We start from the raw sequence: 12,238 nt of genomic DNA, 5'->3' as shown, positions 1-12,238 counted from the left end.
CCGCATGCACCGGAGGTCCCCATGGCCGTCACGACCACGTCCCGCACCCTGCGCAACCGCCCCCTGCTCGGCGCGCTGCGCACCCGCCGCACCGGCTCCCCCGGTTCGGAGAACCCGGCGTCGCACGCCGACGTCGCCCGACCCGAGGCCCCGGCCCGCCGCACGTCCGTCGTCGAGTCCGCTCTCTACGACGCGGACGGCCGGCGCGTCGCGAGCCACACCCGCCTGGCCGACACCTTCCGCGAGCTGCGCTCCCGACCTGGGGGCATGGCCTGGATCGGGCTCGAGCGACCCGACGAGACCGAGCTCGCGACGCTCGCGCGCGAGTTCGACCTGCACCCGCTCGTCGTCGAGGACGCGATCGTCGCCCACCAGCGCCCGAAGATCGAGCGGTACGGCGACACCCTCTTCGTCGTCCTGCACGCCGCCCGCTACGTGGACGCCACCGAGCAGGTCGAGTTCTCCGAGCTGCACGTCTTCGTCGGCCCCGACTTCGTCGTGACCGTCCGCCACGGCGCCTGCCCGGACCTCGCGGCCGTGCGCACCCACCTCGAGGCGCACCCCGCGCTCCTGGCCCGCGGGCCGGAGTCCGTGCTGTACGCGATCATGGACCGCGTCGTCGACGACTACCTGCCGGTCGTGACCGGCCTCGACGCCGACGTCGACGAGATCGAGTCCGAGGTCTTCGGCGGCGACGCCCGCGTGTCCCGGCGCATCTACGAGCTGTCCCGCGAGGTCGTGGAGTTCCAGCGCGCCGTGCGCCCGCTGCAGCGGGTGTGCGGGTCGCTGGCCAAGGGCGCCGAGAAGTACGGCGTCACCGAGGACCTGCAGACCTACCTGCGCGACGTCGCCGACCATCTCACCGAGGTCGCCGACCGGGTCGAGTCGTTCCGGGCCGCGCTGCGCGACATCCTCACCGTCAACGCGACCCTGGTCGCGCAGCGGCAGAACGAGGAGATGAAGCACCTCACCGAGGTGAGCATCCGCCAGGGCGAGGAGGTCAAGAAGATCTCGGGCTGGGCCGCCATCCTGTTCGCCCCCACGCTGGTGGGCACGATCTACGGGATGAACTTCGACGTCATGCCCGAGACCCACTGGTCGTGGGGATACCCGGCGGCCCTGGTGGGCATGCTCGCGGTGAGCGTCGCGCTGTTCGCCGTCTTCCGCGCCAAGCGCTGGATCTGACCGGCCCGGGGCATTTGACCGGGCGGGGCGGCGGGCTGCGCCAGTAAGGTCTCCGGGTGACCTCAGCACCGGCGTCCGCGCCCCCCGCCTCGCCCGGCTCGACGCCCGCGATCCGCACGCTGCTCGCGCTCGCCGCCGCCGTGGTCGTGCTCGCGGGCGTCCACCTGATGGCCGACGTGCTGGCGCCCGTGTTCCTGGCGGCCGTGATCGTCATCATCTGCCACCCCGTGCGCCGTCCGCTCGAGGAGCGCGGCTGGCCGCGCTGGGTGGCGACGACCGCCGTCGTCGTCGTCGCGTACCTCATCCTCGCGGCGCTGCTCGCCATGCTCGTCTTCGCGGGCTTCCAGTTCGCGGGCCTCGTGCAGAACTACTTCTCCCAGCTGGAGCGCTCGGTCAACGAGATCGCCCAGCAGCTGTCCGCGCTCGGGCTCGACGCCCAGATCACCGAGGCCGCGACATCGGCGCTCGAGCCCTCCCGGCTGCTCTCCGTCGCGGGCAGCGTCAGCGGCATGGTGCTGGGGATCGCCACCGCGTTCTTCTTCGTCCTCGCGTACGCCATCTTCATGGCCGCCGACGCCGCCCGGTACGCGACCGCGTCGCGCTACTTCGGCAGCACCCACGCGGGCCAGATCGACCGCGCGACGCGGTTCAGCACCGGCGTGCGGCGCTACTTCGTCGTGAACGCGTCGTTCGGCGCGGTCGTCGCCGTCGTCGACGGCGTCGCCCTCGGCCTGCTGGGCGTGCCCGCGCCCGTGGTGTGGGCCATCCTCGCGTTCGTCACGAACTTCGTGCCCAACATCGGCTTCATCCTGGGCCTGGTCCCGCCCGCGATCATGGCGTTCGTCGTGGGCGGCTGGCCGCTCGCGCTCGCCGTCGTGGCGGTCTACTGCGTCGTGAACGTCGTGCTGCAGGTGCTCGTGCAGCCGAAGTTCGTCTCCGACGCCGTGAGCCTCAGCCTCACCCTGAGCTTCATGTCGGTCGTGTTCTGGACGTTCGTCATCGGGCCGCTCGGTGCGATCCTCGCGATCCCGCTGACCCTGCTCGTCCGCGCCCTCGTGCTCGAGGGCGACCCGCGCACCGCCTGGCTGCGCTGGCTGTCCGGCGACGTCGTCGACCCCGACGACGAGCCGGGCCCCGCGCCCGCCCGGGGCTCCGCGGCGCGGTCCGTCGCCGTCCAGGATCCTGACGAGGCGGACACGACGGCGGACACGACGGCGAGCACCGACACGGGCACCGCCGCAGACGCGGACGAGCCCGCGGTCCCCGCCGGCGGCGACGACCGCACCCCCACGACATAGCGACCACAGCCGGCGAGACGCGGCCGTCAGCGCGTGAGCCGCCCGCGGACCTCTCCCCCGCGGCTCTCTGGCTACCCTCGGTGCATGACCGCCTCCCCTTCCTCGCACCCGGCCGTCCGGAGGGTGCGCGCCGCCCTGGACGCCCACGGGGCCACCGGCGAGATCCGGTGGCTCGACGACGCCGTGACGACGGCCGCGCTGGCCGCCGAGTCGCTCGGCGTGCCGGTCGGCGCGATCGCGAACTCGCTGGTCTTCACGCTGGGCGACGAACCCGTGCTGGTGCTGACCAGCGGCGCGCACCGCGTCGACACGGACTTCCTGGGCGCGCGGCTCGGCGGCACCCTGGGGCGCGCGAGCAAGGAGACCGTGCGCGACGCCACCGGTCAGGTGATCGGCGGCGTCGCGCCCGTGGGTCATCCGGCGCCGGTGCGGACGTACGTGGACACCGCGCTCGCGGACCACGCCGTCGTGTGGGCGGCCGCGGGCCACGCGAGGACGGTCTTCCCGACGACGTTCGACGAGCTGACGCGCCTCACGGGCGGCACGCCCGTCGCGGTCGAGCCGCCCGCCGCCCGACCCGGCGGCTGACCCGGCTGCTGACCCGGCTGCCGGCCCCGCGGCTCAGTAGCCGAGCGTGTCGAGCGCGGCGTCGGCCATCGCGGCCTCGCCGCGCGCGTTCGGGTGCACCGGCACGACGTTGGTGCCGAAGAGCAGCGGCTCGACCCACCGCTCGGCCGCGGGCGCGCACGCGTCCCGGCCCTCGCTCCGCTGCGCCAGGTCGACGAACGTCGCACCGGTGTCGTGGGCCGCGCGCTCGATCACCCCGTTGAGGGTGGCCTGCAGGTGGCGCAGGTAGGGGATGTCGCCGCGCGCGATCGGCAGCTTCGCGAAGCACCCGTCCTGCGCCGGGACGATCCACGGGTAGCCGAGGATCGCGACCCGGGCGCCGGGCGCGCGGTCCCGGACGTCCTGCAGGGCCTGCCTGACGGCGGGATACGTGCTCTCGGTGACCTGCCTGGTGAAGTGGTCGCCGTACGTCCGCTCGCACGGGTTCCCGCGGCCGGCCGTGAGCGCGCCCGCCGAGCCGCAGGCGAGGATCGCCCCGATGAACGTGCTGTTGTCGTTGCCCCCGATGGTGAGGGTCACCAGGTCCGTCTCGGCGCTCAGCGCGTCCAGCTGGGCGGGGACCCGCGGGTACTGCGCCTCGGTGAGGTGCGAGGTCTGCGCCGCCCCGCACGTGACGTCGGTGAGGTCGGCGCCGAGGTCGTCGGCCACGATCTTCGGGTAGTTCACCGTGGTGCGGAGACAGGCGACCCGGGCGTCCGGGTCGAGCGGCAGGATGCCGGAACCCGCCGAGTACGAGTCGCCGAGGGCGACATAGTCGATCGGCGGAGGCGCCGCCTGGGCCGCCGGGGCGAGCCCCGCGGTCATGGCGAGCCCTGCGGCGAGCGACATGGCGGCGGTGGTCAAGGCCCGACGGTGTCGACGTGCTGCGTGCATGAGACAACTCCCTCGTTGCTTCTTGCGTGCAAGGTGACTGGCGTACTGCGATGGACGCCGAGACCGAGTATCACCGCGTGCGACGCAGTCCACCACCGGGCACGCCGGCGCAGCCGGTATCACGAGCCCCCCGGCGCGCGGGCGGGCCGCCCGCCGCCTAGCGTGGGAGCGACCCTCCACCGGAGACCACGGGAGCGTGCCATGGCACACGGAGACATCACGCACATCGACATCCCGGTCGCCGACCTCGAGGCGGCACGGTCCTTCTACGCGGGGGTGTTCGGCTGGGAGATCGCCGCGCCGCCCGGGTTCGAGGACTACCCGATGTGGCGGGCACCGAACCAGGTCAGCGGTGGCGGCCTCGCGCCCCGCTCCGACGGCTTCACCAGTCCGCGCAGCTACGTCGAGGTCGACTCGATCGACGACACGCTCGCCAAGGTGACCGAGCTCGGCGGGACCGTCGCGCGGCCCAGGTCGGAGATCAGCCCGACCAGCTGGTGGGCCGTCTTCCGGGACGCGGACGGCAACGAGATCGGCCTCTACGAAGGGGTCACCGACGCCGGGTGACGGCGGTGACCACGGCGCCGGACCGTGATCAGCCGGCGAGCACGACCCAGCCGTCGGGGTCGCCGTCCCGGCGCGGACGGAGGCCGTCGGGTGCGGGCCACGGCAGCTCGAAGCGCTCCACCGGCGCGTCGATGGCGCCGAAGTCGTCGGTCTGCACCACCACCCGGTCGGGCGTGACCTCCACGAGCCGGACCCGCAGCGGCTCGTCGTCGTCGCGCTCGAGCATCCACGCGTCCGCCATCCAGGACAGCCCGGTCTCCTCGAGCGCCTCCTCCGCGACGGCCCAGTCGACGGGTCCCGTGAGCGCGCGCCCGAGCAGCGACACGGCGACCCAGTCGTCGCCGTCGGGGCGGATCCACCCCACGGGCTCGCGGTCGTCGGGCCGTCGGTGCTCGATCCAGTCGGCGGGAAGCATGGTCGCACCGTAGGCGAGCCCCGCCGGGACAGCGAGCCCATTCCGGTACCGGCACGGACCCGGAGCTACCTGGGCGTGCCGGCCGCCCGGCCGTCGGCGAACCCGCGGGCGTAGGCCTCGGCGCTGCCCTCCCGGAAGAGGTCGTCGGCGCTGGGGCGGACCAGGGCACGCGCGCCCTCGGCGTCCGGGCCGTCGCCCGCCGGCACGTACCGGCCCACGCCGCGCACCACGGCGACCGGCCGCCCGGCCGTCTTGCCGCGCACCAGCTCCGACGCCGCGGCGATCTCGTCCGCGAGGGCCGTCACCGTGACGGAGATCGGCCGGCCGTGGGCGTCGACACCTCCGCGCAGGTCGTCGACGACGGCGACGCCGGCGGCGCCGATCGCGATGTCGGTCAGTCCGTCCCGCCACGGCCGGCCGGCCGTGTCGGTGACCAGCACGCCGAGGCGGTCGAGACCGAACCGCGCCCGGAGCGCGGCCCGCAGGCCGCGCGCCGACGCGTCCGGGTCCACCGGCAGCAGCAGCACCGTGCCGTCGGGGGTGTTCGACTCGTCGACGCCGGCGGCCGCCATCACCAGGCCGAGCCGGTTCTCCACGATCCGCAGGGGCGAGAGCCCGTCGGGGCGCTCCCGCGTCGCGACGACCCGCACCGTCTCGTCCGTGATCGCCTGCTCCCGGTCGGCCGCCTGGACGACGCGCCCCTCTGCCTTGGACACGACCTTGGACGTGACGACGACGACGTCGCCGTCGCGCAGGGGGTCGCCCGACGCCCGGGCGTCCGCCGCGAGCAGGTCGCCGACGAGGGCCGCGAGGTCGTCCCCGGGGCGCACCTCCGGGAACCCGTCGGGCGCCCACACCGCGAGCCGGTCACCGGGGGCGGCGTCCGCGAGGCTCCCGCTCACCGGACCAGCTTCGGCAGCACCTCGCGACCGAAGACCTCGATCCACTCCTTCTGGTTGCGCCCCACGTTGTGCAGGTAGATACGGTCGAAGCCCAGGTCGACGTACCGCTGGATGGCCTCGCGGTGCGCGTCCGGGTCGGCGGAGATCACCATCCGCCCCTCGAAGTCCTCGGGGCGCACCAGCTTGGCCATCTGGGCGAAGTCGTGCGGCGAGCGGATGTCGGCCTTGGGGAACTTCATGCCGCCATTGGGCCACTCGGTCATCGCGTTCGCGAGCGCCTCGGAGTCGGTGGGCGCCCACGACATGTGCACCTGCAGCACCTTCGGCATGCCCTGCGGGTCACGACCCGACTCGCGCACACCGTCGTCGAACTTGCCGAAGAGCATCTCGATCTTCTCGAGCGGCGCGCCGACCGTGATGAGACCGTCGGCGTGCTTGCCGGCACGCTTCGCGGTGATCGGCCCGGCCGTCGCGACGAGGATCTCCGGCGCGACCTGGGGCATCGTCCACAGCCGCGTGGACTCCATCTTGTAGTACTGGCCGGAGTGCTTGACGTCCTTGCCGTCGATGCCCGACGCGAACAGCTTCTTGATGATGTCGATGGCCTCGAACATGCGGTTGATCCGCTCCGGCGCCTCGGGCCAGTAGCCCGCGACGACGTGCTCGTTCAGCGCCTCGCCCGAGCCGAGGCCCAGCCAGTGCCGCCCGGGGTACATCGCGGCCAGGGTCGCCGAGGCCTGCGCCACCATCGCCGGGTGCCACCGGAAGGTGGGCGCGGTGACGCCCGGGCCGAGGTCGCCCCGGGTGCGCTCGCCGAGCGCGGACAGGACGTTCCAGACGAACGCGGCCTCGCCCTGCTGCGGTACCCAGGGCTGGAAGTGGTCGGCCGCCATCACGCCCGAGAAGCCGTGCTCCTCGGCGTACGCGGAGAGGTCGACGACCTCGGACGGGTGGAACTGCTCGAGCATCGCGGCATAGCCGATGGTGAGACCGGAAGGCATGCTCCGACCCTATCCCCGGCCTGCGGCGTGATACCTGCTACCGGCCGACATCGCTCGCGCCGGCGAGGCGCTTGGCGAAGAAGTGCTCCGCGTAGGGGTTGTCGTTGTACCGCCCCACGTGCCGGTACCCCGCCCGCTCGTACATCGCGAGCGCCTCGGTGAGGCTGCCGTTCGTGTCGAGCCGGACGACGTCGTGTCCCAGGTCGCGGCAGACGCCCTCGATGTGGCGCAGCAGCCGGGACCCCAGGCCGGCGCCGCGCCAGGCGGGGTGCACCCACATCCGCTTGATCTCGCCGGCGCCGTCGTCGAGCGCCTGCACTCCCCCGCACGCCACGGGTGCGCCGTCGCACGTGGCGACGACGAACGCCCCGGACGGCGGTCGCAGCCGGTCGGCGCCCGCGGCGAGGTCGCCGGCGTCGAGCCGCCGCAGCAGCCTGCTGAGGTACCCGGAGTCCAGCCCCAGGCGCTCCCGCAGGTCGCGGGCGGTGCCCGCCGCGTGCCGATATCGAACAGCGACCGCGCCGTGCCCAGCGGCATCCCGGTGCCGAGGAAGGAGTCGTCGAGCGCGCCCACGCGCTGCGTGTCGCTGCGGTTGAACCGCCGGACGACGGCGACGTGCCCCTCGCCCGGCCCTTCGTCCGCCCGCTCGTCCCCGCTCGGGTCCCACCAGGTCGCGCGCGGACCGACCGCTTCGACCGGCGGCGCGAATCTGGGAGAATGGCCGACCATGAGCGACTTCCCGACCCACGAGGCGCCGACCGCGCCCGCGCAGCCCGCCGCAGCGACCCCTCCGACCGGCAGCAGCGTTGCTCAGGTAGCCGGCGACGTCGTACGCGCGGTGGTCCGGGAGGTCCCCGACAAGGTGAGCACCGACGGGCTCGAGGAGCGGTTCGACGAGCGCTGGTCCGCCGAGGGCACGTACGCCTTCGACCGCTCCGCCACCCGCGAGCAGGTGTACTCGATCGACACCCCGCCGCCGACGGTCTCCGGCTCCCTGCACGTGGGCCACGTCTTCAGCTACACCCACACGGACACGGTCGCCCGCTTCTGGCGCATGCGCGGCAAGGAGGTCTTCTACCCCATGGGGTGGGACGACAACGGCCTGCCCACCGAGCGCCGCGTGCAGAACTACTTCGGCGTGCGCTGCGACCCGTCGCTCCCTTACGTCGAGGGCTTCGAGCCGCCGCACCAGGGCACCGACGGCAAGAACGTGAAGCCCGCCGACCAGGTGCCGGTGAGCCGGCGCAACTTCATCGAGCTGTGCGAGCGGCTCACCACGGACGACGAGCGCCAGTTCGAGGCGCTGTGGCGCCGGCTCGGGCTGTCCGTCGACTGGGCGCAGAACTACCAGACCATCGACGCCACCTCCCGTGCCGCGTCGCAGCGCGCCTTCCTGCGCAACCTCGCCCGCGGCGAGGCCTACCAGGCCGAGGCTCCCGGGCTGTGGGACGTCACGTTCCAGACCGCCGTGGCCCAGGCCGAGCTCGAGGCCCGCGAGTACCCGGGCTTCTACCACCGGGTGGCGTTCCACCGGCCCGACGGCAGCCCTCTGCACATCGAGACCACGCGGCCGGAGCTCATCCCCGCGGTGGTCGCCCTCATCGCCCACCCCGACGACGAGCGGTACCAGGACCTCTTCGGCACCACGGTCACCTCCCCCCTGTTCGGCGTGGAGGTCCCGGTGCTCGCGCACCCCGCCGCCGCGATGGACAAGGGCGCCGGCATCGCGATGTGCTGCACGTTCGGCGACCTCACCGACGTCCAGTGGTGGCGCGAGCTGCAGCTCGCCACCCGCTCCGTCATCCAGCGCGACGGCCGCCTGAGCCGCGAGACCCCCGCGTGGATCGCGGACGGCCCCGGTGAGGACCTGTACACGCAGGAGCTGGCGGGCAAGACGGCGTTCTCCGCCCGCACGGCCGTCGTCGACGCGCTGCGCGCCTCCGGCGACCTGGACGGCGAGCCCGTCAAGACCCAGCGCATGACGAACTTCTACGAGAAGGGCGACAAGCCCCTCGAGATCGTCACCTCCCGCCAGTGGTACATCCGCAACGGCGGCCGGGACTGGTCGGAGCGCAACCTCAAGGCCGAGCTGCTCGCCCGCGGCAAGGAGCTCGACTTCCACCCGGACTTCATGCGGGTGCGCTACGAGAACTGGGTGAACGGCCTCAACGGCGACTGGCTCATCTCGCGCCAGCGGTTCTTCGGCGTGGCCGTGCCCCTGTGGTACCCCCTGGACGACGCGGGCGAGGTCGACCACGACCACCCGATCGTGCCGTCGGAGGCCGAGCTGCCGATCGACCCGACCTCGCAGGCGCCCGCCGGCTACGACGAGGCGCAGCGCGGGCAGCCGGGCGGCTTCGTCGGCGACGCGGACGTCATGGACACCTGGGCGACGTCGTCCCTGTCGCCGCTCATCGTGTCCGGCTGGGAGCGCGACCCGGACCTCTTCGACCGCGTCTACCCGATGGACCTCCGCCCGCAGGGCCAGGACATCATCCGCACCTGGCTGTTCTCCACCGTCGTGCGCTCGCACCTGGAGAAGGACGTCCTGCCGTGGAAGCACGCGGCCATCAGCGGCTGGATCCTCGACCCCGACCGCAAGAAGATGTCGAAGTCCAAGGGCAACGTCGTCACGCCGATGGACCTGCTCGTCGAGCACGGGGCGGACGCCGTGCGCTACTGGGCGGCGGCGGCCCGCCTCGGCACGGACGCGGCCTTCGAGGTCGGCCAGATGAAGATCGGCCGGCGCCTGGCGATCAAGGTCCTCAACGCGTCCAAGTTCGCGCTGACCTTCGGCGTCGACCCGGAGACGGGCACGGGCGAGATCGTCCTCGACCCGGCGCGGGTGACCGTCGACCTCGACCGCGCGATGCTCGCCGGCCTCGCCACGGTCGTCGAGCAGGCCACCGAGGCGTTCGAGGCCTACGACCACACCCGGGCCCTCGAGGTCACCGAGACGTACTTCTGGACGTTCTGCGACGACTACCTCGAGCTGGTCAAGGACCGGGCGTACGCCGGGGCGGCGGGCGCCGAGCTGGCGGACGAGACCGTGAGCGCGCGCACCGCGCTCGCGCTCGCCCTCGACGTGATGCTCCGGCTGCTGGCGCCGTTCCTCCCGTTCGCGACCGAGGAGGTCTGGTCGTGGTGGCGCACCGGCTCGGTGCACCGCGCCGCGTGGCCGTCGGCCGAGCCGCTGCGCTCCGCCGCAGGCGACGCCGACCCCGCCCAGCTCGCCGGGGCCGGGCACGCGCTCGCCGCGCTGCGCAAGATCAAGTCCGAGGCGAAGGTGTCCATGCGCACCCCGGTCCTCGAGGCCACGATGGCGGTCCCCGCCACGCTGCTGGCCGGCGTGCGCGGCGCCCTCGACGACGTCAAGGGCGCCGGGCGCGTGACCGGGCCGCTCGAGCTGGTCGAGGCCACGGAGGGTCAGGGCAACACGGACGTGCAGGGCGGCATCGTCGTCACCGCGTCCGAGCTCGGCGAGCCCCCGGCCCGCAAGCCGAAGGCCTGACGACCAGCCTGACGACCAGCCTGACGACCAGGACGCAGCGCCCTCCCACGGCCGGCCGTGGGAGGGCGCTGCGTCTCGGCGGCGAGCCGTGCTATCGCGGGGTCGTGAAGCGCTCGCTGTCGCCGCTCATCGTGGCGGCGACCTCGCGCGGCGTCGCGCCGTCGTGCCAGCGCAACGTCGCACCCACGCCGTCGACGAGGTCGACGGACCCCTCCGGGGCGAAGGTCAGTCCGGCGTCCTGCGCGATCGCCGCGCGCAGCAGCGCCGACGACGCGGGCAGCTCCTCGAGGCCGGCCGTCACCCCGAGCGACTCCAGGTCCGTCCGGGTGCTGGCGACGTGCATCGGGTCGGGCCCGATCCACAGCCGCCGCCCGCCGAGCAGACCGTCGAGACGGCTGGTGTCGCCGTTGCCCGCGCCCGCGGCCACGAGCGCCGCCCCGGCGTCCGTCGCGAGCTGCTCGGCCAGCACCAGCTCCTTGACCTGCCCGCGGGACAGGACCGCGACGACGTCGTCCACGGAGCTCACGGCCCCTTCCTCGCGCCCCTGGTCCTGGCGGTACTCGGAGAGCGTCACCTCGCGGCGGCGCTCGCGGAACGAGTCGAGCGTGTCCTCGACGGCCGCGGCGAACGCGGCGGCGTGCACCCCCGCGCCACGGCCGCCGCCGGGCACCTCGACCGTCCTGCGCGAGGTCTCCTGACCCAGCGCGGCACGGACGGCCTTCACCGCCCGCACGTCGCCCGTGAGCAGCACGACCTCCGGCCGCGCCTCGCCGACGCGACGGTCGGTCTCCGCGGCCACGGCGGCCGCGTTGCGCTCCCACGTGTCCTCGGCCCGCGACTCGATGGTCGCGCGCTTCGTCCCGGGGCTCGACGCCTTGCTGACCTCGTCGTGCGGCGCGGTGTAGGTCTCGCGACCGCCGGTGGCGCGGCCACCGGCGTCACAGCACCAGTAGTCGGCGCCGGCCCGGTCCACGGCCACGCAGAGGGCGTCGACCGCCTCGTCCGCCGCGAGCGCCGCCTGCAGCAGCGCCGGGACCGGGAACCAGACGGCGGTGGCGGCGGCGGGCGGGTTGCGCAGCACCCGGTCGACGAGGACGCCGTCGGCGTCGGCGATGAGCACCCTGCCCCGGACGCCGGCCTCCCAGGTGGGCCGGAGCACGGCCTCCTCGAGGTCGTCGAGCACGCGACCCGGCGCCCCCTGTCGATCGAGCGTCCGCCGGGCGGCCCGCCAGCGGTTCGCGACGTCCTTGTCGCCGGCCGTGGCCGAGGGCGTCGCGTCCAGGTACACCGTCGCGAACGGGCCGGGTCGTCCGACGAGGGGCTTGAGCCAGTCGATCTTCATGCGGTGGTCCCCCTTGGGATCGGCGTCGGCTGTGCCCTCCAGCCTGCGACGGATCCCCCGCGGGCGCCACCCTGGGCGGCCCCTCAGACCTCACCCCTTCAAGAGTAGGTGTCCAGGGGCGGCAGCTCGCCCTTGCGCCGCCCGGCGGCGTGCTCGGCGGCGATGCGCTCGTGGTGCCGGATGACCTCGGAGACGATGAAGTTGCGGAACTGCTCGGCGAACTCAGGGTCCAGCCCGGCGCCCTGCGCGACGGCCTTCAGCCGGTCGATCTGCTGGCGGTCGCGGGTGGGGTCGGCCGGCGGGAGGCCGCCGACCGCCTTCAGCTCGCCGACGCGCTGCGTCATCTTGAACCGCTCGGCGAGCAGGTGGACGAGCGCGGAGTCGATGTTGTCGATGCTGGCCCGCAGGCCGAGGATCTCGGACGGCATCGGCCGTGCGGCAGCCTCGGCAGGGCGCGCGGCGTCGGCGGGGTTCTCGGGCATGCCTCCGATCCTACGAGCCCGCAGGTGCCGTCCGC

At 73.8% G+C, this 12,238-nt stretch carries 12 protein-coding genes; 5 read left to right on the top strand and 7 right to left on the bottom strand.

Translation table 11 applies throughout. The features are described from left to right. The first annotated feature begins 21 nt into the window (after positions 1–21). The 3 genes from corA (at position 22) to IEW03_RS08515 (ending at position 3,071) form a co-directional block, all read left to right on the top strand. Entirely contained in the window at positions 22–1,185 is a 1,164-nt protein-coding gene (gene corA, locus IEW03_RS08525) for a magnesium/cobalt transporter CorA (protein ID WP_188523247.1), read from the top strand. Between the two features lie 56 nt (positions 1,186–1,241). Next, a complete protein-coding gene (locus tag IEW03_RS08520; RefSeq protein ID WP_188523246.1) occupies positions 1,242–2,483 on the top strand; it encodes an AI-2E family transporter in 1,242 nt (413 codons plus the stop codon). An 84-nt stretch (positions 2,484–2,567) separates the two neighbouring features. Beyond that, on the top strand, positions 2,568–3,071 hold the full coding sequence (locus tag IEW03_RS08515; protein WP_188523245.1) for a YbaK/EbsC family protein: 504 nt from the start codon (positions 2,568–2,570) through the stop codon (positions 3,069–3,071). 33 nt (positions 3,072–3,104) lie between these two features. On the opposite strand, the gene IEW03_RS08510 is transcribed toward IEW03_RS08515, so the two are convergent. Continuing rightward, positions 3,105–3,953 (bottom strand): SGNH/GDSL hydrolase family protein, encoded by an 849-nt coding sequence (locus IEW03_RS08510; protein ID WP_229737846.1) that lies wholly within the window; start codon positions 3,951–3,953, stop codon positions 3,105–3,107. Between the two features lie 231 nt (positions 3,954–4,184). Here IEW03_RS08510 and IEW03_RS08505 point away from each other — a divergent pair, with 231 nt between their 5' ends. Next, complete coding sequence (locus tag IEW03_RS08505) at positions 4,185–4,550, top strand: VOC family protein (protein ID WP_188523243.1); 366 nt, start codon at positions 4,185–4,187, stop codon at positions 4,548–4,550. 28 nt (positions 4,551–4,578) lie between these two features. Here IEW03_RS08505 and IEW03_RS08500 read toward each other — a convergent pair whose 3' ends face one another. The 4 genes from IEW03_RS08500 to IEW03_RS20565 form a co-directional block, all read right to left on the bottom strand. Next, on the bottom strand, positions 4,579–4,965 hold the full coding sequence (locus IEW03_RS08500) for a hypothetical protein (RefSeq protein ID WP_188523242.1): 387 nt from the start codon (positions 4,963–4,965) through the stop codon (positions 4,579–4,581). 65 nt (positions 4,966–5,030) lie between these two features. Then, positions 5,031–5,867: a coenzyme F420-0:L-glutamate ligase gene (gene cofE / locus IEW03_RS08495; protein WP_188523241.1), complete on the bottom strand. Its 837-nt coding sequence runs from the start codon at positions 5,865–5,867 to the stop codon at positions 5,031–5,033. Beyond that, positions 5,864–6,868, bottom strand: coding sequence for a TIGR03557 family F420-dependent LLM class oxidoreductase (locus tag IEW03_RS08490; RefSeq protein ID WP_188523240.1), 1,005 nt, complete (start codon positions 6,866–6,868; stop codon positions 5,864–5,866). The genes cofE and IEW03_RS08490 overlap by 4 nt, the downstream gene beginning before the upstream one ends. Positions 6,869–6,905: 37 nt before the next feature. Then, positions 6,906–7,535, bottom strand: coding sequence for a GNAT family N-acetyltransferase (locus IEW03_RS20565; RefSeq protein WP_268236087.1), 630 nt, complete (start codon positions 7,533–7,535; stop codon positions 6,906–6,908). 60 nt (positions 7,536–7,595) lie between these two features. On the opposite strand from IEW03_RS20565, the gene valS reads away from it, so the two are divergent. After that, positions 7,596–10,379, top strand: coding sequence for a valine--tRNA ligase (valS, locus tag IEW03_RS08480; RefSeq protein WP_188523239.1), 2,784 nt, complete (start codon positions 7,596–7,598; stop codon positions 10,377–10,379). A gap of 91 nt (positions 10,380–10,470) precedes the next feature. On the opposite strand, the gene IEW03_RS08475 is transcribed toward valS, so the two are convergent. Both IEW03_RS08475 and IEW03_RS08470 read right to left on the bottom strand, forming a co-directional pair. Then, positions 10,471–11,721 (bottom strand): baeRF2 domain-containing protein, encoded by a 1,251-nt coding sequence (locus tag IEW03_RS08475; protein WP_188523238.1) that lies wholly within the window; start codon positions 11,719–11,721, stop codon positions 10,471–10,473. A gap of 98 nt (positions 11,722–11,819) precedes the next feature. After that, a complete protein-coding gene (locus IEW03_RS08470) occupies positions 11,820–12,203 on the bottom strand; it encodes a chorismate mutase (RefSeq protein WP_188523237.1) in 384 nt (127 codons plus the stop codon). Positions 12,204–12,238: the final 35 nt, after the last annotated feature.

This window comes from Isoptericola cucumis, from assembly GCF_014635665.1.
Lineage (GTDB): Bacteria > Actinomycetota > Actinomycetes > Actinomycetales > Cellulomonadaceae > Isoptericola > Isoptericola cucumis.
The sequence above is the reverse complement of the archived record's forward strand: the minus strand, read 5'-3'. Positions and strand labels throughout refer to the sequence as shown.

Coding starts and splice junctions, on each gene's coding strand:
- corA (WP_188523247.1), top strand. CDS start 22: ATGGCCGTCACGACCACGTCCCGCACCCTGCGCAACCGCCCCCTGCTC.
- IEW03_RS08515 (WP_188523245.1), top strand. CDS start 2,568: ATGACCGCCTCCCCTTCCTCGCACCCGGCCGTCCGGAGGGTGCGCGCC.
- IEW03_RS08505 (WP_188523243.1), top strand. CDS start 4,185: ATGGCACACGGAGACATCACGCACATCGACATCCCGGTCGCCGACCTC.
- IEW03_RS08500 (WP_188523242.1), bottom strand. CDS start 4,965: ATGCTTCCCGCCGACTGGATCGAGCACCGACGGCCCGACGACCGCGAG.
- IEW03_RS08490 (WP_188523240.1), bottom strand. CDS start 6,868: ATGCCTTCCGGTCTCACCATCGGCTATGCCGCGATGCTCGAGCAGTTC.
- valS (WP_188523239.1), top strand. CDS start 7,596: ATGAGCGACTTCCCGACCCACGAGGCGCCGACCGCGCCCGCGCAGCCC.
- IEW03_RS08475 (WP_188523238.1), bottom strand. CDS start 11,721: ATGAAGATCGACTGGCTCAAGCCCCTCGTCGGACGACCCGGCCCGTTC.
- IEW03_RS08470 (WP_188523237.1), bottom strand. CDS start 12,203: ATGCCCGAGAACCCCGCCGACGCCGCGCGCCCTGCCGAGGCTGCCGCA.